Consider the following 23,155-nt stretch of genomic DNA (forward strand, 5'->3'; position numbering starts at 1 on the left):
AATGGCGAAAATAAAAATAAATGTTGGATCGTTAAATAGTATAAAAGCTGTTTACAATAGTACAAAGCACGACCTTGGCAAGTTTAATAAGTTTTGGAGTGAAGGAAAGCAACCCTCTGTAGAGTGGGACTTAACAGACTTAACTATTGGCAAGGTGAATGTGGCTGGCCTTTCTTTCTTTCTAGCTCTAGCCCATAGAGTCAAAGAGTTTACTGGGAAACCGCAAGATATATTATTGGAGTGGCACCCTAAACAGTTCGGATTTTTTCATGACATCGGTTTTTTTAGTGTGTCTGATAAGTATGATTTATTCATATGGCCTTTTACTATCGGTGGCTTTGAAACTGGAGAAATTAACCCAAAGACTAAGATACTGTCCTACGAAAACATCCATTCATTACCAGACACGTCAGACCAAGATGAACTCTCAGAATGGAAAAAGGTTCATCGTGAAATGTATAGAGGTGATGTCATGCAAAGGTGCAGTGCCTTATTTGAAGGGATTGCGGATAATGGTAAGCGCAATTTGCCTTTAGTGATGTCAAGAACATGTGCTGAATTAGTAACAAACTCTTTGCTATGGGGGCAAGCAACGGCTTTTGTTGGCCTGCAAAGAACTTCGAATAAAATATTCATTAGTGTTACAGATATAGGCCTAGGACTTAACCGGAGTTACAGTTCCAAAATTACCCATACCCCCAAGTTGTCAGATATCCAGGCTATATCAGCTTGCTGTGCAATTAACCAAAATGATTTTGGACTTAAGCGAGCAATAATGACAGTGCTTGAGTTAAACGGTAGCGTTAATATTATATCGAATGGTGGTGAAGTCCATTGGGGCCTTGAAAACTGGACTAAATTTTTAAACCGAATTTCGCAAATCGGATTTGAGCAGGCAGTAATGGAATTAGATGCTGATAAGAAACAAAATGAAAGAACAAATCTTACTCACTTTCAAAATGGGTATTCATGCTTTCTAAATAACAAAATTAGGGGCACACGCATTTCGTTTTCTATTCCTGTTGATAAGGGAATGAGATGAGTGCATTTTTAACTTCTACAGATTTTATTTACACAAGAGCTCTATTATTTAGTTGGGAATCGGACTCAAACCCGACAAGCCTAACTCAGACTAACGGGCAATACTTTCAGAAACTGGCTCAAGAAATGCTCAATTTAACACCAGTCAAGATACTTGTTGTGAATTGTAACTTAGTTTCAGACGTTGATGATCATTATTTGAAACCTCTAATTGAGTTGGTAAATAAAAATAAACTCTCAATACTATTTTATTCATCTGATAATCAACACGAATTAATTAATTATTTAGAGGAGCATTTATCAGAAGATAAATACCAAAATCAACTGACAAAAAAGTCTTCAGGAACTAGGTTCTTTCATATGTTCCATAAAAAAGTGTGTGAATCACAGTGGGATAACATAAAAGCAAAAGCTGAAGAAATTGAGTTGGAAAATATTAAGAGATTAATAGAGTCAGCATTTGTCCCTGTTAAAGATGGTATAAGACTTTCTTCTAGCCCAATACATGCATCCGGACATTTTAATGCTACAAAGCTATTTAGCAACCCTGAGAAATATCGGTGGGTAGTTTTAATGCTGAGTGAGATGATTAATAGGGCGTTGATAGATAAAAGATTAACTCGGGAATTTTCAATCGTTGCTGGTAGCTTAAGGGGCTCAATTCTTGCTGGTGCAGTAAAAGAAATTCTCGATTATATTTGGAAGCCTAAATTTATTATTCTTGACCACCTAGGGCCTAAACATAACTATGTTGAAAACCCCAAACAAGAACGATTGCAAAATGAATGTCCTTGCATATATATAGGGGACTTTATGGTCGGTGGCACAGAGTTAAAGCTAGCTCAAGTACATATAACTATTTTAGGTGGCAATTTAATTAATGCATTCTTGATTGGTAAGTACACAAAATACGATACCTTAAATGATCAAATAGGATTAAAAGCATTAGTCCAACTAAGCGATTGTTGCTCTAATCTGACCTATACGTTGGTTTGAAAACTATGAACATATTACACTTAACAGATTGGCATCTACATGAGCCTAACTCACCCAAAGAAGCTTTAAGAGAAGCCTACTTTCAAGAATATTTACACCCCCTATTGTCAAAACTCCACTCTAAACCTGATTCTATTTTTATTACAGGGGATATTGTAAATTTTGGAATTTTTGAAAATTATAGCTGGGCTTCAAATATAATTGAGTATCTAAAGAACTTTTTTTCTCCTCATAAAATTGATGTGTTTATTGCAAATGGGAATCATGATGTTTGCCAAAATACTGGATCTAAAAAAGATTTTTTAGTATTCCAAAGTTCTCACTTTACTGATACTGACAATATTGCTTTTCAAAGTGATGACTATGTAATCTATAAAATTAATGACAATGATGCTGTATTAATGCTTGACTCTATAGGGCCGAATTTTAAAGATGGCTCCCCCAGGGAGTTAGGTTCTTTAGAGGATGAGATCGTCGTAAATATAAGAGATCTAAGACTTAATAATTTATATGTGTTGTCTCATCACCCTCCTGTTACTCAATTGGCAGAGTATACAGTAAATGAAGAAGCAAACTGGAACGGTAAGCATATTTGGACAAGTGGCGCCAATTTAAGTCGAAGGTTGTCGTGTGAACCTAATATATTCGGCAAGTTATTTTGGTTCTCAGGTGACATTCATATCCCTGAGCATGTCGTCTATGACCAAGCTAGAGTGATGATTACAACTGGAAGCTTGTATGCAAAAGGTGAAAATGACAAAACAAAGCTAAATCCGAGTGCGAGGCTTTTTGATAGTGAATATTATGATGTTTCGACACTTTTTGAATTTAACTTTAAAACACATCAAGGTAAGCATTTAGACGGGGATTGGTCATTCGAAGAAATTGATGCAATAAACTCTAGTGCTAATAACAAAAATAGTTCAAAGGAGAATAAAACTAACTTAGTCAAAACATCATTAGGAACTAATTTAAACGGACATTTTCAAGTTATAAATGATGGTTTTGAGCAAATAGTTTTTGATGAGGTTGTTTCTAAAGAGCTCTGTCAGTATGGTTTAGTATCTAAAGGAAGAAGTGGATTTAGTCAATTAAGTTGGATTGCAATCACGTCACTTCTTAGTCAACCTGAGATTTATCGTAATACTATAAAGCAGTTTAGAGATACGGTTTTCCAAATATTTGAATCCTACCCTCCAGATGTTTTGATAAAAAAAGATTGTCTTTTCATAGGTATAGATAATTGGGGGGCTATAATTTCAGCAAGGCTCGGAGCTGCATCAAATATTAAAAGCTGTAGTATAGCTGTAAAAAATGAAGTTACAGCATATGAAGATGTTGAAATAGTAAACTCAGAGTTGAAAAAAATCATCAATGGCAAGAAAGCAATTTTCATTGTTAGTGATGTTATTGTTTCAGGAGACACTGTAAAAAGAGTCGTAGATGAGTTAGAAATTGGCACCGAAATAGATGTTTATTTATTAACAGTTTTCTTTGATCAAGAACAGAGTAGAACTATAGATTTAGCAAAGTATAAAGGCCTTTATTACTTGTGCGGAAAAGTGAGAACGCCTTTTGTTCCGACGAAAATACTGACTAATAAAAGTTAAGTATTTAGCAGGTATATTTTTGTAATCTCTGGCCTAAAATGCCCCATCTCTTGTGAAACGGTCTCTAAGGCCGTTTTATATTTAAAACCTAATGCATTAAGTTCAATCATTCTTTCTTGAGCATAGCTATGCCTAAGGCCGTGTGCGCCGGTTGAAAAGAGTAGGGTGCGGTTAGAGGCTTTAGAAAAAGAATCAGACCATTTTTTTCCACCACCAATATCATAATGCTGTAAATAATTAATTTCTCTATCGGTGACTGTGATAGGTTGCTTGAGCTTTTTAGCTTCTAATTGATAAACAAGGTGGTTTGGTATTAATACATGGCGTATCAAGCCGCCTTTACCTGCTACAGTGTATAGCTCACCACTTCGGCCTTGCCATTTTGAATCTAAAGCAGGGCGGTTATTTGGCGGTCTTTCACTTGCTTTAGAGAGTGTTAATAGTTCATGGGCTCTCAAGCCTGCGGCGTAAGCAAGTTGTGTTGCTAGTTCGTGTTTAACAGTTTGTCGTTGAGAGATGGCGTTAGCTTGTTCAGGTGTGTATGCACGCGAGCGTTTTATTTCTTCTAATAATGACTTCACGCGGTAAAGGGTCTGTTTTGGTTGTAACTTACCATTGAAGTGCATCATAGCTTGTATTGCTTGGCGTTCCATATCCAAGGCTTTTTGACCAACAATTTCAGCTCTGTAATCGAGATACATGCGTGCTTGCTCAATGCTCATTGCCTGAATGCCATTAATACCGATATCTTTTGACCAGCTGGCAACCGTTTTAAGTGACTGCATATAGTTTCTGGCAGTACCTAGAGATTTTATACGCTTTGTTTTAGTTAGTCCTTTAATAACGTTTTTGGCTTGCGTTTCAGCTTTGGCAAATTTAGGCATTTTTATCAATCCACCGTTTTACAGTTGTCCAATGCACTTTAACCCCTCGTCTAGCAAGCCAAAGTTGAAGGTCAGCTTTTGTATGACCATTTTCATAGAATTTCCTGAGCTGGTATTGGTATTTGTCGAGCTTTGAAGGTTTATGTCGTTTTTTAGTACGTAGCTTTTTTAGCTCATTTAATTGTTCGATTTCTTTATTAAAATTAAAAGTCATGTCTATCTCCAAGGTTGTAAGATTAACTGGCAACTTAGTTACTCAGCGACACTGAAGCCTATTCGCCCCTGTTTTTCGCACATGCGAAAGGCTCGGACCGATCTCGCCTTAATGAATTTCCTCTTTACGTGAAAACGGCAGCAGAAAGCGCCGACTTAACGCCTTAAATGTGGCGTGAGACATGACTATTAAATTGATATGAGTGAAGGTCTTCATTACGTGTTGTCGGCAGCTGAACAGCGCCGTTTTTGGTAAATGCCTAATAGGCTATTTCAGTATTAGGTTAGCGTTAAAATCGATTCTGTGCAATCTGCAAATAAAAACCTGCGTATAAGGTATGAAAAACCAAGCCCCCGCTATGAAGCGAGCGATTTATCGCTTAGACATAGCGGGGGGAGTAACCCCTTTTAAAAGAGGAGGCATTTGCTCATGATGCTGGACTTCCCAGCTTTCACTAGACAGTTTTTAATTCAGAATAATACGCTTCTTCAAACTTAGCAGGTGAAACACCGCCTGTATGTGAGTGGCGCTTTTTTGGATTGTAAAACATTTCTATAAAATTGAATATCTCACCTTTCGCATCTTCGCGTGTCGAGTATATCTTACGCTTAACTATTCGCTTTTTAATTGTCGCAAAAAAGCTTTCAGCAACCGCATTATCATGACAGTTCCCAGCACGGCTCATCGACGGCACAAGATTATGTTCTTTCATAAATGCGAGATAGTCAGCGCTACTGTATTGACTACCTTGATCACTATGCACCATTACCTCAGCCTTCGGTTGACGTTGATATACAGCCATCAGCAGTGCGTTTATAACAAGGCGCTTATCCATATTTTTATCCATCGACCAACCCACAATACGCCTAGAGAATAAATCCATTACTGTTGCCACATATAAAAAACCTTCATAAGTTCTTATGTAAGTTATGTCGCTCACCCATGATTGATTCGGCGCAGGTGGGTTAAATTGACGCGCTAATAAGTTATCTGCAATCCGCGATGTCTTACCGCCTTTAATATGGCGACGCTTATACCCAATTTGTGCTTTAAGCTTATGTTGTCGCATGATCTTAGCGACACGATTTACGCTGCATTGCTCACCGGCTTCACGTAAGTCTGCATGTATCCAAGGGCTACCATACGTGCCACCACTGGCTACATAAAACTCTTTAATGAGCTTCAACAAACGATTATCTTCAAGCGTTCTATTGCTTAAAGGCTTTTTCAACCACGCATAAAAACCACTGCGATGCAGCTTAAAAAGGCGGCACATCGTCGTAATGGAAAACTCACTTTGATGATCACGAATGAAGCCGTACTTTACTCGGGGTTGCTGGCAAAGTACCTTGCGGCCTTTTTTAAAATATCCCGTTCCTCCGTGACACGTTTCAATTGCGCTTCTAATTTAGCGATCTTTAATTTTTCATCGGATGGTTGAACGGATTTAGGTTTATCTGATAATTGGCTTCGCCAGTGATATAGCGTTTTAGTAGAAATATCTAACCGTTCAGCGACTTCTGCAACTGAATATCCGCGCTCAGTAATTTGTTTAACAGCCGCTTCTTTAAACTCTTGGGTATACCGTTTACCTTTGCTCATAAAACACCTCTTATTAGAAGTTACAATGTAACTTATTGGGTGTCTAGCAAACTATGGGAAGTCCATGCCTCAGTTAAAAAGGGCTTGGTTTTTGTAAATTTGTAGATCTACAAACTAATTAAACTTAGTATGTAATCGAACATTGGATTGAAAAGATCGTTCCTGTGAGCGTCGGCAACTTACTCACTTCGGGAGTTTTTTTTAGTGTTGTTTGGTGTTGTGGACCTAAAGAGTATTAAGCCAGGAAGCTTCGAGGGACTTAGCTTATCTAATTGAAGAGCATTTTCTTCGCTTCAGCGTCTAATGCTGTTACCTCAGTACACTTAAATCCGGGCTTTAATACAAGTTCACACTCTTGGTTGCTTCCCTTAAATAATACCTCAGAGTCATTAACTGTTGCTGAGAATACAGGCCTACGCATTATTTCGGCTTCTGAGAGACCTGAAGCTTGATAGTAAGCTTTTAAGCCTTCAATGTTTGTAGACCATGAGCTTCCTAAGCTATCTGTAGATTCACCATCTCTGCCTATTCGATATAACGTTATAGGTTGGTTAGTTGATTTATACGTCTTAGTGAAATTAATGAGGTTGAAGCGAAAACAATCATAGTTTCCTGAAATTATTGGTGATTTGTATAAATCTTCATAATCTTGGCTAGTTCCCTTACCCTCCATGATTTTTTTAATTTGGTCTTTATGTTTAGTGAGGAAGAATAAAAGGCACTCTAAATTAGCTCCTAGCGAATCGGTGTAGAAATCACGCTCAAAATCTTCTTTAGAGGTAAGCGTTTGATTTAATGTTTTTTGCTGTTCTTTTGTTAAATAAATACTTGTCAAATGATTGATATCTATTTTAATTGCACTTAATAAGCAAGTTAGGTATTGATTCAAATTTATCTCCTTGTGAAGACTCGAAAGCTGTTGTTTATCTAACTTTAAGGACGTTGGCACTGTTTACTTTTATATTCAATTATTTGATCTGCAAGCGCATCTTCCTCACAAAACAAGAAAGCGGTAGGTACTTCGAGTACTTTAGCTAATGCTCTTACCATCTGAAAATCAGGTGTATGCACACCTTTTTCATATTGATTCATTCTCGGTGAAGCCGAAGAGGGGTCAACACCTGCAAGTATACCAAGCTGTTTTTGAGAAAGGCCTTTTCGCAATCTTGCTTCCTTTAGCCTCTTCGGAAAAGGCGAACCATCATTTGTTTTCATTATTTTGATAATCTTCACTTGAAAACTAAGAGTTTCTTAGCTTTAATTGATTGTGGATACTAAGGATTTCTTAGTTTTAAATTTTGGAGATAAGCTAATGCTACTTAAAGCACTTAAAGTAACCGCGCTTGTTGCGCTTGACGTGTTATTCGAGGACACAGAAAATAAAAAGACCGAGCAAGATAAGTTCATTGATGAACATAATGACGGGACAGGTAACGTTAACTTCTTTGGCGACGAATATACTGAGCAAGAAGCACGGGAAGCTGATGATAGGGGGGAGTTTTATTATTGATTTACGAGATTATTAGTGTCAGTGTGGAGTTGGGTTTTTACAGTGTTGCGCTGGGATACGCAGCTTACAACTGCGTAGCGCTTTCATAGAGAGCGCTTAACTTGAACTGTCAGATATGAAAATTGCAGATTTTATCTAATCTGGAAGTCGCGAAAGTGTTAGAAGTGGATCTTCAACGCTGTATTTGAAACCATGGTATCAACATGATTAGATTTGCGAAATAGATGTAAAACAGTCTTCTAATTTACTTATTGTCGCATTGGCGACAGCAACCAAAGAGGTCCTGTCGCTTGCCTTCTGACTCTCACAGCGCTCCTACATCACGGTAAATCTTCAAATATTGTGTTAACGAAAACGGATCATAGGTCATACATAGCCTAACGCAACTGCTCCCTTACAAGTTACATGAAAAGTTTATGAATTAGGTATCATTCTGTAGTAGTTAAGATCACCTTTTCCGGAATTAATACGCTTGAAACTCAAGCCCCCATTACCATTAGTAGCTATAGGCCACTCTGCCCGCAAACTGCTTTCTACTAACACTTCATTTCGGCCATAATTTAATTTTGAAGCGTCATAAACACATGGGCCAAAGGCTTTTATTTCAGCTCCGCTGCCTAAACCCACCTTCGATAATAATGTTGGACTCATAGCTAACCCAACACCAATCTGCATAATCTCTTCTTTATAATATTCTTGTAGTCTTTTCTCTAGCATCGGACTAAGGCTTTGAACAATATATTTTGATGCCAGACCACTATTTCTAATTGCGTCTAACTTTTGTTTTTTTGCATCAAAAAAGCCCAGCACACCATCACCAAGGAATTCACTTACAAAACCATCATAATGATTAATTACCACCTCTAAGCTTGGAAGTAACGCACTCGTAATGTAATAAGCTCTCTGGAATTTATTTTGATAATTCCCTAGATCATTAAAGTGCGTTTTTATTCTTTTTGTAGAGTCTCTCAAATCAGCTGAAATACAGACCAAGTCACGTTCTTCACTACTATTAAAATCATCTGGAAAGAAATCAGTAAGAGATTTTTTTCGTGAAGCAACATTACCTTTTCTAACAACTGATTCGCTCTCAAATCCCTCAAACATAAGCTCATCAAAAGCCGAGCCACTTTCTTTCCAATTACTTTCTGCCCTCTGAAGAGCTTTTTCGATAGCCTCTTCGACTTTCTCTGCCAATGTTGTCATTTATAAACTTCCTTTTCCTATAATAAGTGGTTAATTATTGTCAAAAACACAAATATTATTATTGAAGTGAACGCGCAAGATAAAACATTTTTCACTCTTAGTATTTTAACATCACGAATAAAAACGAGCTTATACAAATCATAAGCAAGCTCTTTTTTTAATATTTCTGAGCTGGGCAAATCTTTGACATATGAATCAATATCTACTTTTGGTTCGATTGGAGTGTTAAATAAATGATCAAGCTCATTACTATCAAAAAGATGACTGTTGTAAGCTATACCTTTCACAGTATTATCATTAACTAGTATATTGGAGTTATGGATAGGTCTTAAAGCCAAAAATAGAGAATAGAGGCCAAACAACCAAAATAAAAGAACAACTGACAGTAAAACTTTTAAAATGCAGTACTCAATAGAGTCTAATACTTCTAATGCCACCTTCCATCCAATCAGTGGGGCGCAGTAAAAGGCAAATAAAAATCCAAGCTTTACATCTAAAGCCCTAATAGTTGTTTGCGTGTCATTAATCACTTTATATAAGAAGTCATGTTGAAGATTTACACTTTCATTAGCCATAAGTTATTCCTTTAAAAAGATTATGATAACAAAAAAAGCCACTTAAAAAGTAGCCTCTCTTTTACTTATTCAACGCATCATCTAATATGCTAACTAATTCATCATAAAGTTTGTTAGTTGTCTTTCTGGCTAGGATAAGCGCTTGATGAACACTTTGGTTGCGAGTTTGGTTTAATAGTAAATGGGGCTCATATCTTGCATTTACACACTGATGCAAGTTGTAACGTTGTCGCCTTTCCGCTTTTATCTGTCTGACAGTTAAATTCTAAACTTATTAGTTGAAACTTTCAGATCAGGTTTGAGTTCCTAAATATTCAACTTTTCTAACTTTGGTTGATTGTTCTAAGACAAAGAGTTGATTCAACAACAAAAACTCTCTTATATCATCATGAATGTCACTTTTTAGCTGTTGATGGGCTCGGCGATTACGAAAGGCCATAAATATGCTTGAGTACATATTTGTACGGCCAGTACTCTCACTGCCATCCAAATCATCCCAATATAGCGGTGCATTCTCACCAGTAAATGCTTTTGAGAAGAGCTTTGCACCTGTTTCTTTAGTTAGCCCTGATTTCTCTTTAACTAAACGCTCTAGCAGCCTGTACCCTATCATTAGTGCGTTATCAGGGTTTTCCTTGAATGGTATCGCAACTTCAAATAGCCGCTTATCTATTAGAGAAAGCGGGATTTCTGCTGGAAAACCTTCTATCCAAGAAGCGTTGTTATGGCGATGGTCATGGATATAGTCGTACCACTGCTGAGGTCTAACTGGTTCTTGATCTAGAAGCCACTCCAAATCTTGTAGTGTTAGAGCAGAGTTATTTATTCGTCTTATAAAGTCTTTGGAAACTCTATATTCACCAATGTCATCAGCGAACTTTCTGAGTAATGATAAAATATAGGCAAAAGATCTTGGCCCCTCACCCAAGTAGCCAGATGCAAATCCTGATTTTATCGCAATATTTACGTCAACATCGACATTCAGTAATAAAGCATGACTACAGCTATCGTCACTGCCGCTGGTTAATATTTTGACTGTATTGATTTTTCGGCCGAAATGAATCAACTCAACTACAGCATCAACACAGTGTTGTGAAATACCAGCTGTACCTCGATACTCTATTCCTGCCAACTTTGTCATCATAATCTTTTATCCCTATTTTACAGCAGCCTAATTAACAACCCACTTTACTTTTAGCTACTCATAGCTTAACCTAAATTTACTGGATTAATCCAGTGTCAAAAAAGGCGCTTCTAGTGAGCTGCCTGTTACACGTAAAGAGGACATAAACGGCTTTTATAAAAAAGCACGGTCGATACGTATTTAACAGGTTTGGTTAGTTAGGAGGGCTCATGTCCACATTTTTTACCACAAGAGAAGCTGCGAAGTTTTTAAACTGTTCAGAACAGCATTTATATAATATCCGAAATAGACGAAAGGCTGCTCTCATACAAGGTGATCATTATCTTGCGAGAAAAATTGCACCTGAGGCTATAAAAATTGGCGGAAAATTGCTTTTTGAAGAGTCAACATTAGAAGCTTGGCTTAGAAAGTACGGCGAAGTTGCTTAACTTGCGAAAACGGCAGGCGTAAGCGACCAAACTATCCGCCTGCCGTGTCGAATTTACTTCAACACGGATATTTTATGACAAATACTGCTAAACAGCTAGTTTCAGCTGCGCCAAGGTGTGTGCGGGAGCAGCTTATTGAACGACTTTATAAAACAACTCCACCAAGAACATTATGCACAAATGAAGACATTACAATGGGGCGCTACCGTTATGGTGAGATAGCTTTGGATGAGTACCTCCATGTTCAAGTTAACCCAAGAGTCATTCAATATTGGTTGATTTTTGATATCGATGACGAATCAGCATTTTCTTGGGAAGACAACCTACTTCCAGTTCCAAATATAATTATTAGTGGTCCATCTATAAGTAAATTAGGCAAAACAGAAGGAGGAGCACATCTGCTTTACGCCATTCAGGGCGTTACAACGAGTCTTAGAGGTAGGCGAAAACCTATCGCGTTCCTGAAGTATGTAGACCAAGGTATGCGAGTCAAACTTGGTGCTGATGAGGATTACACAGGGCCTTTATGTAAAAATCCGCTTCATCCACATTGGAAAACTACTTATTTACACGCGCATGAATACAGCCTAAATGAACTTAATGACTTTTTATACAAGCCTAAGAGAGAGTATGGTCATGGGTTCGATTGGAATAGTGTCGCTAATTCTCGTAATTGCTACTTGTTTCACCAATTACGCTTTATCGCGTATAAAAGAATTAACTATGCCAGAGAAAATTGGCGATTTGAGGACTGGCAAAAACATCTATTTGAGGTTTCTGAAAGCATAAATAATTTTGATGGATTTGGTTTAAAAAAAGAATATCCATTGAAGTATAAAGAATTGCAGTCGATCACTAAAAGTGTAGCTTCTTGGACTTGGCAAAAATACTATCCAAACCACAATCGAGGGGTAGCGGGAACGTGGTTGTATCAAATACCTATTCAATCAATAGCACTTGCTCAACGTGAAGGTGCACGATATACCCATCAAAAAAGACGTAAGACATCTGAAGAGTTAATAAAGCAAGCAATCAGGAAGTTAAAGGACACAGGCCTGAAACTCACTCAAAAGAATATAGCAAACGAAACAGGGCTTACTCGACAAACGGTAGCGAAGTATAAACAACTAATTTAGGATGTTAATTATGCTTCCCCTCAGGGTATTAGAGGTCAAGGTAAATAACTTAAAGGGAGTGATGGTTATTATATCTTTAGCTCTTAAATGTATAAGTAGAGTAAGCTACATATATGCTACACATAAATAAAATTGACTAATATTTAGTGCTACATTAAAAAATGTGTGTTTAGCTAAATTTTTGAATTAAATAGTAATTAAATGGTCGGTATGGAGAGATTCGAACTCTCGACCCCTGCCACCCCATGACAGTGCGCTACCAAGCTGCGCCACATACCGACTTCGATAGCAATAGTACGTGTATTTATAAAAAAATCAATAAGCTTTTGTTTGTTTGGATGTTTATTGCGCAAGCGCTTAGTTTTAAGGACTTGCGCAGGAGACTCTTTACGGCCCTAGTCTTTATTTAACCACTGGTTGATCGTGTTATACATTTCATCTCGTAGTATTGGTTGTGCAGTTTTGTTAGGGTGTAAGTTATCGTTTTGCATTAGCTCGTTTTTTCCTGCTACTTTAAGTATAAAAAACGGCATTAAATGCGAGTTAGTGGCTTCACTAACACTGGTAAAGCTATCGGTGAACATTTTACTGTATCGTGGGCCATAGTTAGGTGGAATATATATTTCCATAAGTGCGGTTTGTGCATCTGCAGCTTGGCTTTTTTCAATTAAAGCGGTTAAGTTAGTTTGCATTTTAGTGATTGGAAAACCGCGCAGGCCGTCATTAGCACCGAGCTCAATAAGTACGTGAGTGGGTTGATATTGCTCAAGTAGCGCGTCTAATCGGCGCAATGCACCGCCGGTGGTTTCGCCGCTAATACTGGCATTTACTAAGTTGATAGGGCGTTGCTCGGCATCGTATTTATCTTGTAACAATTGCACCCAGCCTTGTTCTTGTTTTAAGCCATAGGCTGCGCTTAAACTGTCACCAAGTATTAAAATCGTGTTGTTAGCTGCCGCGTGTAGTGGGTTAATAACTAAAAATAAAATGAATACACAACGTAGGATTGAATGAGTCATATGTCAGCGCTTTCTCAATTAAATATAATTCAAGTAAATGGTTTGTCTAAAGTGGTTTCCACCTTTGAAGGTGAGTTGTCCATCCTCAGCGACATCAGCTTTAATGTCAAGCATGGCGAGTCTGTTGCCGTAGTGGGCACGTCGGGCTCTGGTAAATCTACATTATTGAGCTTGCTAGCAGGGCTTGATACCGCCAGCAGTGGCGAGGTAATGTTAGATGGTGAGCCTTTGCACAAGTTAGATGAAGAAGCGCGTGCAGCACTGAGAGCCGCTAAAGTCGGTTTTGTATTTCAGTCTTTTATGTTGGTGCAAAGTTTAACCGCACTTGAGAATGTGATGCTGCCTGCTGAGCTTGCAGGCGAACACGACGCTAAAGAGCAGGCGCTCGCGTTACTTGAAAAAGTTGGCTTGAGCCATCGTATTGATCATTACCCGTCGCAGTTATCTGGTGGTGAGCAACAACGAGTTGCGATTGCTCGTGCATTTGTGGGTTCGCCTAAAATACTGTTTGCCGACGAGCCATCAGCTAACCTAGATAGCAAAAATGGCCATATGATTGAGTCATTATTATTTGATTTAAATAAGCAAAATGGCACAACGCTTATTTTAGTTACCCATGATGAAGCACTGGCGCAAAAGTGTGAACGTATTATTCAGATTGAAGCCGGTGAGCTGGTTCACAATTCAACTGAGGAAATGGCAAATGTGGGCTAAATTAGCACTTAAACTATTTTCTCGAGAGTTTCGCCGTGGTGAACTAACCGTGATAAGTGCTGCCATCGCTTTAGCGGTATTAACCGTGCTTACTTTATCTATGGTGACCGAGCGAATTGCACAAAGTATTGCCCAAAAAAGCAGTGCCTTTATTGCCGCTGATAGGGTATTGGCCAGCAACCATGCTATAGATACCGCTTATATTACTCAAGCCAAACAGCAAAACCTCAAAACAGCGCAAATGGTGTATTTTGACACTATGCTGTTTGCAAACGATGAAATGCAATTTAGCTCAGTAAAAGCTGCGTCAAACAGTTACCCGCTTAAAGGCCAGTTAAAGGTTAAGTCGGGCTTAAACGCCGAAACAGAAGTTGCCCCGGGTGCACCAACCCCCGGTAACGTGTGGTTAAGTGAATCGGTTTTTTATAGTTTAAGTATAAACGTAGGCGACCAAGTTGAGCTAGGTGCCGCGTTATTCAATGTGGAAAAGGTGATTGTTGAAGAACCCGATGCGCCGTTTAATGTGTTCTCTAGCAGCCGCAGGGTACTTATTAATATTGACGACGTACCAAAAACTGAAGTAATACAGCCCGGTAGCCGTGTATTTTACCGCCAGTTGTATGCAGGTGATGAAAGCGACATAAATAGTTTTTACGATTGGCTAAAACCGCAACTTAAAGAAAACCAAAATTGGTATGGTGTTAAAGACCGTCAATCGCCTATTTCAAATAGCTTAAATAGAGCTGAAAGCTTTTTGTTATTAGCCGGTTTGCTAGGGATTATTTTAGCCGCGGTTGCTATTGCAGTATCGGCTAAGCGCTATTGTGAGCGTCAATACGACCCTGTCGCGATGATGAAAACCTTAGGTGGCAGCCGCGAGATGATCCGCAAAATCTACCTTATGCACTTATTATTAGTGTGTACCATGGCGGTGGTTGTTGGCCTAGCTATTGGCTATGGCTTGCAAGAGGTGGCTACCGGTTATTTAGCTAAAAGTATGGGCACCGAACTGCCCATGGCTGGTTTTAAACCTTGGCTGGTGGCGATTAGCACCGGAGTAATTTGTGCAGTTATGTTCTCTATTAAGCCACTTTTAGATTTATTTGATATTCCACCGCTTAGAGTACTTCGACGTAATTTAGGCGATCGACTAGCGGTAAGTAAAATTCATTTAGGGCTGAGCGCACTCACCGTGTTTTTATTAATGTGGTTATTTAGCAATAACATTAAAATTACGCTTATTTTGTTTGTCTCAACGCTTGCGCTTATTTTGGTGTTATTTTTAATCTCTAAGTTAATATTTGGCGGTGGCCGCAAGCTTGGCTTAAAGCCGGGTAACAGCTGGTCTTTGGCTATTGCGTCTATTCAAAAGCGCGCCAATGTTAATGCAGTGCAGTTAATTAGCTTTTCGTTAGCGATTAAATTACTGTTATTTTTAATTGTGCTTAAAAACGATATTATTTCTGATTGGCAGTCACAATTACCAAGCGATGCACCTAATGCCTTTTTAGTTAATATTACGCAAAATGAGTTGGACCCGGTAAACGAATACTTGGCGCAAAAGGGTATTCAAGTGTCGGAGTTTTACCCAACTATTCGTGGTCGCGTAAATGCCGTCAACGGTGAAGCGGTTGCGCGTGAAGTGTCACTGCAAGATAACGAGAAAAAAGACGAAGAAGCCCGCTCAGGCATTGGGCGCGAGCTCAATTTAACCTGGCTTGAAGAAGTCCCTTCGCAAAATGACATTATCGATGGCCAGTGGTTTGGCGATGACGCCGTTGCCGAGGCCTCACTGGAAGAGTCGATGATGCAGCGCCTCGATGTTAAATTAGGCGATACTCTTACTTTTTTAATCGGTGCGCAGTCGTTCGACGCTAAAATAACCAGTGTGCGAAAAGTAAATTGGGCCACACTCAAGCCTAACTTTTTTATTATTTTAAGCCCAGATGTACTTAGCGACTTTCCGGCAACCTATATTTCATCGGTACGCATTGAACCTGAGCAAAAGCGCGACTTTAGCCAGTTATTACGTACATACCCCACTATTACAGCAATTGATGTAGATAACTTTGTTAAGCAAATACAATCGACTATTGAACAAGTGTCGTTAGCTATTGGTTTTGTACTCGCTATTGTGGTGCTATGTGGTGCACTGGTACTTATATCGCAGGTGCAAGCAAGCTTAGGTGAGCGGATGCAAGAAATTGTGATATTACGTACGCTAGGCGCTAAAGGTAGATTAATAAAAAACGCTACTTTGTATGAGTTTTTATTACTGGGCGGTTTAGCCGGACTGGTCGCTGCATTTTTCAGTGATATAGCACTGTTAATAGTGCAGCAGCAAATGTTTGATTTGGCGGGTAAGCTGCATCCAAATATTTGGATTATTGGCCCCGTTGCTGGTGGCGTGTTTGTAGCAGGTTTAGGTTATTTTATGATTGCCCGTACGCTCAAACAAAACACCCAAGGCTTAGTGCGCGCATTGGCGTAAACTTTTTGGCCAAATAGCGTTTAAATGCCTACTTTTTAAGTAGGCATTTTTGTTTTGGCTTGGTACTGGTAATTTATACAGTGCTCTGGCATTATTAGCATTATTAATAAATAACAATAATGAGAGTGCTGTTTGGCCATTATTTTAGGGATCGATCCGGGCTCGCGTTTAACGGGTTACGGTGTGGTTGCGCACCAAGGTGCTAAGTTTACATACTTAGGCAGTGGCTGTATTAAATTAGCCGATCATGACTTTCCCACCCGACTTAAAATGATATACCAAGGTATTACGCAGCTTATAGAGCAGTTTTCGCCTGAAACCTTTGCCATAGAAAAAGTATTTATGGCACATAACCCCGATTCTGCTTTAAAGCTTGGGCAAGCCCGTGGTGCTGCCATTGTGGGGGCCTCTATGGCCGACTTACCGGTGTTTGAATACTCCGCACGGCAAATAAAGCAAGCCGTGGTGGGTAACGGTGGAGCAGATAAATCGCAAGTGCAACATATGGTTAAAAATATACTTAAACTGCCAGGTACGCCGCAAGCCGATGCAGCAGATGCACTCGCGATTGCAATTTGCCATGCTCACTCTGAACAAAATTTAATAAAACTAGCGGGTAGCGCAAGCAAAACCGTTAGAGGACGTCTAAGGAAATAACAATGATAGGTCGCTTAAACGGCGTGTTAGTTGAAAAACAGCCCCCAGAAATATTATTAGAAGTGAGTGGCGTTGGCTACGAAGTACAAATGCCAATGACCTGTTTTTATGATTTACCCAAAGTGGGCGACAACGCCATTGTGTACACTCACTTTGTAGTACGCGAAGACGCACAGTTATTGTTTGGCTTTAATAATAAAACCGAACGAGCCTTATTTCGAGAGCTGTTAAAAGCCAATGGCGTAGGACCTAAATTGGGTTTAGCTATTTTGTCGGGTATGTCGGCGCAGCAGTTTGTAAGTTGCGTAAATAATGAAGACGCTACGGCCTTGGTTAAACTGCCAGGGTAGGTAAAAAAACCGCCGAGCGCTTAGTGCTCGAAATGAAAGACCGATTAAAAAATTGGGGCAACGACTTATTTACTCCATTTAGCGACAGCGCTGTAATAGAGCCTGCGAGCGATGCAACTATAGCTAATAATGCGGCCGATGATGCGGTTTCGGCGTTAGTGGCGCTCGGTTATAAATTGCCACAAGCGCAAAAAGCAGTAAAATCAGTAAGCAAACCCGATATGTCGACTGAGGTTCTAATTAAAGAATCTTTGAAATCAATGCTGTGAGTAAATTATGATCGAAGCTGATCGCTTAATAGATGCTGCTGAAAAAACCAATGAAGACACCATAGATCGTGCTATTAGGCCTAAGTTACTGGCCGATTATCGTGGTCAGCCGCATGTTAAGCAACAAATGGAAATATTTATTGAAGCTGCGCGTAGCCGCAGTGAAGCGTTGGATCATTTATTAATATTTGGCCCGCCAGGCTTAGGTAAAACCACGCTTGCTAATATTGTAGCAAATGAATTAAGCGTAAATATTAAAACGACCTCGGGCCCTGTACTTGAAAAAGCCGGCGATTTAGCTGCATTGCTTACTAATCTTGAAGAAGGTGATGTACTGTTTATTGATGAAATACATCGCTTGAGCCCACAAGTAGAAGAAATTCTTTATCCTGCAATGGAAGATTACCAGCTCGATATAATGATAGGTGAGGGGCCTGCAGCACGCTCTATTAAGCTTGATTTACCTGCATTTACCTTAATTGGCGCAACCACGCGTGCGGGCTCATTAACCTCACCACTGCGTGACCGCTTTGGTATTGTACAGCGTTTAGAGTTTTATTCTGTTGAGGATTTGTCGCATATAGTGGGGCGCTCAGCGCATTACCTTGATTTAGAAATGTGTGACGATGGCGCAGCTGAAATTGCCAAGCGCTCTCGTGGCACACCGCGTATAGCAAACCGTTTATTGCGCCGCGTGCGCGATTACACCCAAGTTAAATCAGATGGTACGGTTAATGCCGAGGTTGCTCAACAAGCCCTCGATATGATTGATGTTGATAAAAGCGGCTTTGATTACATGGACCGTAAATATTTACTCGCCATCATCGAAAAATTTATGGGTGGCCCGGTTGGCCTTGACAACCTAGCCGCTGCCATAGGCGAAGAAAAAGAAACCATAGAAGATGTGATTGAACCGTTTTTAATTCAACAAGGGTTTATTCAGCGCACGCCGCGAGGACGAATTGTGTCGGATAATGCGTATCATCATTTTGGTTTACTTCCCAAGCAAGACTAATTAGCTGCTTGAGATAGATATATTATCCAGAGTTTAGGTTAAATACTAAAGCCATTGTCTTTTTAACGACAGTGGCTTTTTTGTATGAGCAAACATTACGTATTTTACTTTGCCAATAATTCACAGAGCGTTAAGACATATCAGGCTATTGTTCGACTGCTTATTTAGCCCGAGTTGAGATGGTTTGATAAATTGTGGGCAAAAAAAAGCCCGCAAATAATGCGGGCAAACAACAAGTTTAAGGAAGTAATCTAGGGAACTACGTTTTACTTGTTGAGGTCATACCCCAAGAAGTAAAAAAGTAATACGAAATAAATCATATTACGAAGAACTGGATTCAATGAAATAGCTTTCATTTAATGCGCTAGCTCGGTATGGGAGAATAATACCGAAGCGACACAATTTGTTCAAACTAGAAAATTTATATTTTCAGATTAAAAAAACTAATAGCAGCGGTTTTTTATTTTTGCTTATTGTTGCATGTTAATTAATCATTAATTCTATAAGTTAATGAAATGCTTTGTTTATGTATATTAACATATTAACGTTCGGTATTAGTTTTACTATTACGTTAAGGTAAGCATGTGCTGGTTATGAGTGCTTATGCATTAATTTTGAATAAACAGCGCATTTTGTCACTCTTTAGTGAAACTAAGCGCGCTTCCATAAAGCTTTGTTGTTATTTATTTATACAGTAGAACAAGAGTTAAGTAGTAAATATTGAGTAAAGCTGTTTTTTTTAACGTTTTTTGTTGTCTATTCACAGCAATATCGTTGTCAGCAGTAAATACACTAGATACACTAGCAAAACTTTAATGGTGGCTAATGTATTGCTAAGTTACCTTACTCAAATAAATCAATTTGATGTTTTTAATTATTTAGGAGTTTAACGTGGGATCAGGGCTTAATTTTTTAGATCTAATTCTAGAAGCCAGTTTGCTTGTGCAATTAGTAATGCTAGCGTTGGTTGCTATGTCGGTTATGTCATGGGCTATTATTTTTCAACGTAAAAAAGCCATCTCTGACGCCTTAGCAAATGCCAAAAAATTTGAGCAACGTTTTTGGTCTGGTGTTGACCTAAGTAAACTATATAACGAAATCTCTTCTCGCGGTGGCCAGTCTGCTGGTATTGAGGCGTTATTTACCTCAGGCTTTAAAGAGTTTGCACGTCATAAAAAAAATACTTTTCAAAGTGCGGGCATTGTAATGGAAGGCACACACCGTTCAATGCGGGTTGCGCTTTCTCGCGAAATAGAAAAACTAGAATCAAGCCTATCGTTTTTAGCAACGGTCGGTTCAATTAGCCCTTACATCGGCTTATTTGGTACGGTGTGGGGTATTATGAATGCCTTTATTGCCTTAGGTGAGGTAAAGCAAGCGACCTTACAAATGGTTGCTCCTGGTATAGCAGAGGCACTAATTGCTACAGCAATGGGTTTATTTGCGGCAATTCCAGCCGTTATTGCTTACAACCGCTTTGCTAACAAAGTTGAAAAGTTAGAATCTCACTATATTAACTTTATGGAAGAATTTGCCAATATCTTACACCGTCAAGCAGCTACCCAAATAGAGGCTCAAGCGAATGTACCAGCGTAAAAAGCGTCGCCCAGTCGCAGAAATTAATGTAGTGCCATACATTGATGTAATGTTGGTGCTGCTTATTATATTTATGGCCACTGCGCCGTTAATTACTCATGGTGTAAAAGTAGACCTGCCAAAAATGGAAGAGTCGGACTTAGTCGATACGAAAGACACGCCACCCATTATTGCTTCTATTGATGCCGATGGTAAGTATTATGTGAGTGTCGGTACCGATCCTGAGGAGCCGATGGAAGCATTAGATGTAGCCGCAGTAATTAAGCTACAACTAATGAAAAACCCAGATGTGCCTGTGATGATCAAAGGCTCGGGTAAAGTGTCGTATCAGGAAGTGTTACTGTTAATGGACTTTTTAAAAAATGCAGGTGTACCGTCGGTAGGATTAATGACCGAATCCTTTGAGGGGACCAAGTAACTGTATGAGTAGTTCATTAATTAAATCAGTATTGCTGCATTTAGCGTTAGGCGGGTTTTTGTATGCATCAGCAAACATTCATCCTCCTAAACCTAAAGTAATGGAAGTGACGCTTAATGCGGCTATTCCTGAACCAGAGAAAGCGGTTTCAGCGGTTACGGTTGATCAAAAGCAAGTTGAGCAAAAAATAGCTGAGCTTAAAAAGAAAGAAGATGATAAAAAGCGTGCTGAAGATAAACGCATTCGAGATTTAGAACGCAGAGCTGCCGATGCACGTAAACAGCGTGAAGCTGAAGCAAGACGCATTAAAAAGCTTGAACAGCAGCGCAAAGCGAAAGAAAAAGAAACCGCAGAGGCGCAAGCACAAGCTAAAAAAGCCCGTGAAATAGAACAACGCGAGCGAGCAAAAGCGAAGCAAGCCGAAAAGCAAAAGCAAGAAGCTGAAAACGCAGCAAAAGCGGCTGCCGATAAACGCAAAGCGGAAGAAGCGGCACTTAAAAAAGCCGAACAAGAGCGTAAAAAGCGCGCTGAAGAAGCAGAACGTAAACGTCAGCAAGCATTGCAAGAACAAATGCTGCAAGAGCAGCTTGCCAAAGAGCAGGCGGCACGTAATAAAATACGTCAACAGCAAGTAGTGAGTGAAGTTGATAAATTCCGCGCATTAATTATGGCGCGTATTCAACAAAACTTATTAATTGATGAAAAAATGAAAAACCAGCAATGCCGCATTAACATCCGTCTTGGATTTAATGGGCTAGTAACGCAGGTTAAATCGTTAGGTGGTGATAAGTTAGTATGTGAGGCTGCATTAAGAGCTGTTCGCATGGCCGACACATTACCGGTATCTAAAGATAAAGACGTATTCGAGCAACTAAAGAATATTAATATAACCATCGCGCCAGAGTTTTAAGGGATGACATGTTTAACAAAATTAAAATAGCCTGTTTAGTTTTAATATTAGGGTTTCAGGGTGTTGCACATGCGGCACTTGAAATTGTTATTACTGAAGGTATTGACGGCGCAAGACCGATTGCGATTGTGCCATTTAAATACCAAGGTATTGGTCCTATTCCACAGCAGCTAAGTGATGTAATTGCTGCCGATTTAATGCGCAGCGGTAAGTTTAAGCCTGTGAGTGTGTCGCAAATGCCACAACAACCTCACAAAGATGCTGATATTGATTACGGTGCTTGGGTAAATCAAGGTGTAGAAGCTGTATTGGTTGGTGAAGTAGAGCAGCAAACCAATGGACGCTATTTAGTGCGTTATGAGTTGGTTGATGTTATTCGCGGCCAAATCACTGGCGGTGAAACACAAATGATGAGCAACGGTAAGCTGGTTCAAAGCCAAGACCATATCTTAGAAGCGCGCCAAAGCGTGATCGGTGAAACCGGCTTTCGCCGTTACTCGCACCGCATCAGTGATGTAATTTATGAAAAACTAACCGGTGAAAAGGGCGCGTTTTTAACTAAAATAGCCTATGTTATTGTTCGTGATACTGACGAAAAGCCTTATCAGTTAGTGGTTGCTGACTACGATGGCTTTAATGAACAAGTGTTATTGCGCTCAAAAGAGCCATTAATGTCGCCAGTATGGTCGCCTGATGGTACTAAATTAGCGTATGTAACGTTTGAAAATCGCCAGAGCCAAATTTTTATTCAAGACATTTATACCGGTAAACGTGAACTGATCACCAGCTATAAAGGAATTAACGGTGCGCCGCAGTTCTCGCCAGACGGTAAAAAGCTACTGTTAGTGCTATCAAAAGATAAAACTGGTGCAACTGAGGTTTACTTATTAGACTTACTAACGCGTAAAGAGACCCGATTAACACGCCATCGTAGTATAGATACCGAACCTTCGTGGTACCCAAATGGTCAAGATATAGTATTTACGTCGGAAAGGGGTGGTAATGCTCAGATTTATAAGTTAAATTTAAAAACTGGCAGATCTCAAAGATTAACCTTTGACGGTGACATGAACCTAGCGGGTTCTATTTCACCAGACGGGAAAGAATTAGTGATGGTAAACCGTACTAACGGACAGTATCATCTTGCTAAGAAAGAGTTGGCTACAGGTGCGTTCCAAGTTTTAACTCGAACTCGCCTTGATGAATCGCCGAGCATAGCGCCAAATGGCTCGATGATTATATACAGCACGCTCCATAATAATAAACAGGTACTTGCGCTAGTATCGATGGACGGCCGTTTTAAAGCACGCTTACCTGTGCTTGATGGACAAGTGAAGGCACCGGCTTGGTCGCCATATTTACAGTAATAA

The 23,155-nt window shown here is 39.4% G+C and carries 23 protein-coding genes, 1 tRNA gene and 1 pseudogene; 15 read left to right on the plus strand and 10 right to left on the minus strand.

Translation table 11 applies throughout. The features are described from left to right. The first annotated feature begins 1 nt into the window (after position 1). Genes AC0VZ5_RS05935 through AC0VZ5_RS05945 form a run of 3 tightly spaced genes read left to right on the plus strand, consistent with a single transcriptional unit; the run spans position 2 to position 3,647 of the window. Positions 2-1,042, plus strand: coding sequence for a hypothetical protein (locus tag AC0VZ5_RS05935; protein ID WP_475474561.1), 1,041 nt, complete (start codon positions 2-4; stop codon positions 1,040-1,042). Next, entirely contained in the window at positions 1,039-2,037 is a 999-nt protein-coding gene (locus AC0VZ5_RS05940) for a hypothetical protein (protein ID WP_475474562.1), read from the plus strand. The genes AC0VZ5_RS05935 and AC0VZ5_RS05940 overlap by 4 nt, the downstream gene beginning before the upstream one ends. A gap of 5 nt (positions 2,038-2,042) precedes the next feature. Beyond that, entirely contained in the window at positions 2,043-3,647 is a 1,605-nt protein-coding gene (locus tag AC0VZ5_RS05945; protein WP_475474563.1) for a metallophosphoesterase, read from the plus strand. Here AC0VZ5_RS05945 and AC0VZ5_RS05950 read toward each other — a convergent pair. The 5 genes from AC0VZ5_RS05950 to AC0VZ5_RS05970 form a co-directional block, all read right to left on the minus strand. Continuing rightward, positions 3,644-4,531 (minus strand): site-specific integrase, encoded by an 888-nt coding sequence (locus AC0VZ5_RS05950; protein ID WP_475474564.1) that lies wholly within the window; start codon positions 4,529-4,531, stop codon positions 3,644-3,646. The two genes, AC0VZ5_RS05945 and AC0VZ5_RS05950, sit on opposite strands and share 4 nt — an antisense overlap. Further along, the gene (locus AC0VZ5_RS05955) at positions 4,524-4,745 is read right to left on the minus strand and encodes a hypothetical protein (protein WP_475474565.1); all 222 of its coding nucleotides are present in this window, start codon (positions 4,743-4,745) and stop codon (positions 4,524-4,526) included. The genes AC0VZ5_RS05950 and AC0VZ5_RS05955 overlap by 8 nt, the downstream gene beginning before the upstream one ends. Positions 4,746-5,199: 454 nt before the next feature. Then, a protein-coding gene (locus tag AC0VZ5_RS05960) for an IS3 family transposase (RefSeq protein WP_475474175.1) occupies positions 5,200-6,347 on the minus strand; the annotation gives its coding sequence in 2 pieces (ribosomal slippage) (positions 5,200-6,110 and positions 6,110-6,347; 1,149 coding nt in all). A gap of 268 nt (positions 6,348-6,615) precedes the next feature. Next, entirely contained in the window at positions 6,616-7,236 is a 621-nt protein-coding gene (locus AC0VZ5_RS05965) for a hypothetical protein (RefSeq protein WP_475474566.1), read from the minus strand. Positions 7,237-7,280: 44 nt separating this feature from the next. Beyond that, positions 7,281-7,562 (minus strand): helix-turn-helix domain-containing protein, encoded by a 282-nt coding sequence (locus AC0VZ5_RS05970; RefSeq protein WP_475474567.1) that lies wholly within the window; start codon positions 7,560-7,562, stop codon positions 7,281-7,283. 97 nt (positions 7,563-7,659) lie between these two features. Between AC0VZ5_RS05970 and AC0VZ5_RS05975 the strand changes: the two genes are divergently transcribed. Next, positions 7,660-7,857: a hypothetical protein gene (locus AC0VZ5_RS05975; RefSeq protein WP_415186012.1), complete on the plus strand. Its 198-nt coding sequence runs from the start codon at positions 7,660-7,662 to the stop codon at positions 7,855-7,857. A gap of 414 nt (positions 7,858-8,271) precedes the next feature. On the opposite strand, the gene AC0VZ5_RS05980 is transcribed toward AC0VZ5_RS05975, so the two are convergent. The 3 genes from AC0VZ5_RS05980 to AC0VZ5_RS05990 all read right to left on the minus strand — a co-directional run bounded on the left by AC0VZ5_RS05980 (position 8,272) and on the right by AC0VZ5_RS05990 (position 10,782). Then, positions 8,272-9,063 (minus strand): hypothetical protein, encoded by a 792-nt coding sequence (locus AC0VZ5_RS05980; RefSeq protein WP_475474568.1) that lies wholly within the window; start codon positions 9,061-9,063, stop codon positions 8,272-8,274. Positions 9,064-9,080: 17 nt separating this feature from the next. Next, entirely contained in the window at positions 9,081-9,638 is a 558-nt protein-coding gene (locus tag AC0VZ5_RS05985) for a Pycsar system effector family protein (protein WP_475474569.1), read from the minus strand. Positions 9,639-9,930: 292 nt separating this feature from the next. Further along, complete coding sequence (locus AC0VZ5_RS05990; RefSeq protein WP_475474570.1) at positions 9,931-10,782, minus strand: TIGR02391 family protein; 852 nt, start codon at positions 10,780-10,782, stop codon at positions 9,931-9,933. Positions 10,783-10,991: 209 nt separating this feature from the next. On the opposite strand from AC0VZ5_RS05990, the gene AC0VZ5_RS05995 reads away from it, so the two are divergent. Both AC0VZ5_RS05995 and AC0VZ5_RS06000 read left to right on the plus strand, forming a co-directional pair. After that, a complete protein-coding gene (locus tag AC0VZ5_RS05995) occupies positions 10,992-11,210 on the plus strand; it encodes a helix-turn-helix domain-containing protein (RefSeq protein WP_404489411.1) in 219 nt (72 codons plus the stop codon). A gap of 74 nt (positions 11,211-11,284) precedes the next feature. Further along, entirely contained in the window at positions 11,285-12,346 is a 1,062-nt protein-coding gene (locus AC0VZ5_RS06000; protein ID WP_475474571.1) for a replication initiation protein, read from the plus strand. 202 nt (positions 12,347-12,548) lie between these two features. Here AC0VZ5_RS06000 and AC0VZ5_RS06005 read toward each other — a convergent pair. Together AC0VZ5_RS06005 and AC0VZ5_RS06010 are read right to left on the minus strand one after the other, a co-directional pair. Then, positions 12,549-12,625 (minus strand) — tRNA-Pro (locus tag AC0VZ5_RS06005). Between the two features lie 116 nt (positions 12,626-12,741). Continuing rightward, a complete protein-coding gene (locus AC0VZ5_RS06010; RefSeq protein WP_138608868.1) occupies positions 12,742-13,365 on the minus strand; it encodes an arylesterase in 624 nt (207 codons plus the stop codon). Here AC0VZ5_RS06010 and AC0VZ5_RS06015 point away from each other — a divergent pair, their 5' ends adjacent. From AC0VZ5_RS06015 to tolB, 9 genes and pseudogenes are all read left to right on the plus strand, one after another. Beyond that, positions 13,366-14,079, plus strand: coding sequence for an ABC transporter ATP-binding protein (locus AC0VZ5_RS06015; RefSeq protein WP_010392805.1), 714 nt, complete (start codon positions 13,366-13,368; stop codon positions 14,077-14,079). It abuts the gene before it with no gap. Further along, positions 14,069-16,570 carry an ABC transporter permease gene (locus tag AC0VZ5_RS06020; protein WP_475474572.1) on the plus strand — a complete coding sequence of 834 codons (2,502 nt, stop codon included), beginning with the start codon at positions 14,069-14,071 and terminating at the stop codon, positions 16,568-16,570. Before AC0VZ5_RS06015 ends, AC0VZ5_RS06020 begins: the two co-directional genes overlap by 11 nt. A gap of 132 nt (positions 16,571-16,702) precedes the next feature. Continuing rightward, positions 16,703-17,227, plus strand: coding sequence for a crossover junction endodeoxyribonuclease RuvC (gene ruvC, locus AC0VZ5_RS06025; RefSeq protein WP_008114131.1), 525 nt, complete (start codon positions 16,703-16,705; stop codon positions 17,225-17,227). A 2-nt stretch (positions 17,228-17,229) separates the two neighbouring features. Continuing rightward, positions 17,230-17,846 (plus strand): annotated as a pseudogene (gene ruvA / locus AC0VZ5_RS06030) (Holliday junction branch migration protein RuvA). A gap of 7 nt (positions 17,847-17,853) precedes the next feature. Further along, a complete protein-coding gene (gene ruvB / locus AC0VZ5_RS06035; RefSeq protein ID WP_178955684.1) occupies positions 17,854-18,861 on the plus strand; it encodes a Holliday junction branch migration DNA helicase RuvB in 1,008 nt (335 codons plus the stop codon). Between the two features lie 891 nt (positions 18,862-19,752). Then, positions 19,753-20,457 (plus strand): protein TolQ, encoded by a 705-nt coding sequence (gene tolQ, locus AC0VZ5_RS06040; RefSeq protein ID WP_008114137.1) that lies wholly within the window; start codon positions 19,753-19,755, stop codon positions 20,455-20,457. Next, positions 20,444-20,875 (plus strand): protein TolR, encoded by a 432-nt coding sequence (tolR, locus tag AC0VZ5_RS06045; protein ID WP_008114139.1) that lies wholly within the window; start codon positions 20,444-20,446, stop codon positions 20,873-20,875. The genes tolQ and tolR overlap by 14 nt, the downstream gene beginning before the upstream one ends. A 4-nt stretch (positions 20,876-20,879) precedes the next feature. Beyond that, positions 20,880-21,785: a cell envelope integrity protein TolA gene (tolA, locus tag AC0VZ5_RS06050; protein WP_138608872.1), complete on the plus strand. Its 906-nt coding sequence runs from the start codon at positions 20,880-20,882 to the stop codon at positions 21,783-21,785. A gap of 8 nt (positions 21,786-21,793) precedes the next feature. Next, positions 21,794-23,152: a Tol-Pal system beta propeller repeat protein TolB gene (gene tolB / locus AC0VZ5_RS06055; RefSeq protein ID WP_075169407.1), complete on the plus strand. Its 1,359-nt coding sequence runs from the start codon at positions 21,794-21,796 to the stop codon at positions 23,150-23,152. The last annotated feature ends 3 nt before the right edge of the window (positions 23,153-23,155 follow it).

Source organism: Pseudoalteromonas sp. QJM3NY_12, from assembly GCF_056173165.1.

Bases quoted from the DNA above. Each gene is read 5' to 3' on its own strand.
- AC0VZ5_RS05945 (WP_475474563.1), top strand. From the start codon at position 2,043: ATGAACATATTACACTTAACAGATTGGCATCTACATGAGCCTAACTCA.
- AC0VZ5_RS06010 (WP_138608868.1), bottom strand. From the start codon at position 13,365: ATGACTCATTCAATCCTACGTTGTGTATTCATTTTATTTTTAGTTATT.
- AC0VZ5_RS05935 (WP_475474561.1), top strand. From the start codon at position 2: ATGGCGAAAATAAAAATAAATGTTGGATCGTTAAATAGTATAAAAGCT.
- AC0VZ5_RS05950 (WP_475474564.1), bottom strand. From the start codon at position 4,531: ATGCCTAAATTTGCCAAAGCTGAAACGCAAGCCAAAAACGTTATTAAA.
- tolR (WP_008114139.1), top strand. From the start codon at position 20,444: ATGTACCAGCGTAAAAAGCGTCGCCCAGTCGCAGAAATTAATGTAGTG.
- AC0VZ5_RS06020 (WP_475474572.1), top strand. From the start codon at position 14,069: ATGTGGGCTAAATTAGCACTTAAACTATTTTCTCGAGAGTTTCGCCGT.
- AC0VZ5_RS05955 (WP_475474565.1), bottom strand. From the start codon at position 4,745: ATGACTTTTAATTTTAATAAAGAAATCGAACAATTAAATGAGCTAAAA.
- AC0VZ5_RS05970 (WP_475474567.1), bottom strand. From the start codon at position 7,562: ATGAAAACAAATGATGGTTCGCCTTTTCCGAAGAGGCTAAAGGAAGCA.
- tolA (WP_138608872.1), top strand. From the start codon at position 20,880: ATGAGTAGTTCATTAATTAAATCAGTATTGCTGCATTTAGCGTTAGGC.
- ruvB (WP_178955684.1), top strand. From the start codon at position 17,854: ATGATCGAAGCTGATCGCTTAATAGATGCTGCTGAAAAAACCAATGAA.
- tolB (WP_075169407.1), top strand. From the start codon at position 21,794: ATGTTTAACAAAATTAAAATAGCCTGTTTAGTTTTAATATTAGGGTTT.
- AC0VZ5_RS05940 (WP_475474562.1), top strand. From the start codon at position 1,039: ATGAGTGCATTTTTAACTTCTACAGATTTTATTTACACAAGAGCTCTA.
- AC0VZ5_RS05995 (WP_404489411.1), top strand. From the start codon at position 10,992: ATGTCCACATTTTTTACCACAAGAGAAGCTGCGAAGTTTTTAAACTGT.
- AC0VZ5_RS05985 (WP_475474569.1), bottom strand. From the start codon at position 9,638: ATGGCTAATGAAAGTGTAAATCTTCAACATGACTTCTTATATAAAGTG.
- AC0VZ5_RS05980 (WP_475474568.1), bottom strand. From the start codon at position 9,063: ATGACAACATTGGCAGAGAAAGTCGAAGAGGCTATCGAAAAAGCTCTT.
- AC0VZ5_RS06015 (WP_010392805.1), top strand. From the start codon at position 13,366: ATGTCAGCGCTTTCTCAATTAAATATAATTCAAGTAAATGGTTTGTCT.
- AC0VZ5_RS05975 (WP_415186012.1), top strand. From the start codon at position 7,660: ATGCTACTTAAAGCACTTAAAGTAACCGCGCTTGTTGCGCTTGACGTG.
- AC0VZ5_RS06000 (WP_475474571.1), top strand. From the start codon at position 11,285: ATGACAAATACTGCTAAACAGCTAGTTTCAGCTGCGCCAAGGTGTGTG.
- AC0VZ5_RS05990 (WP_475474570.1), bottom strand. From the start codon at position 10,782: ATGATGACAAAGTTGGCAGGAATAGAGTATCGAGGTACAGCTGGTATT.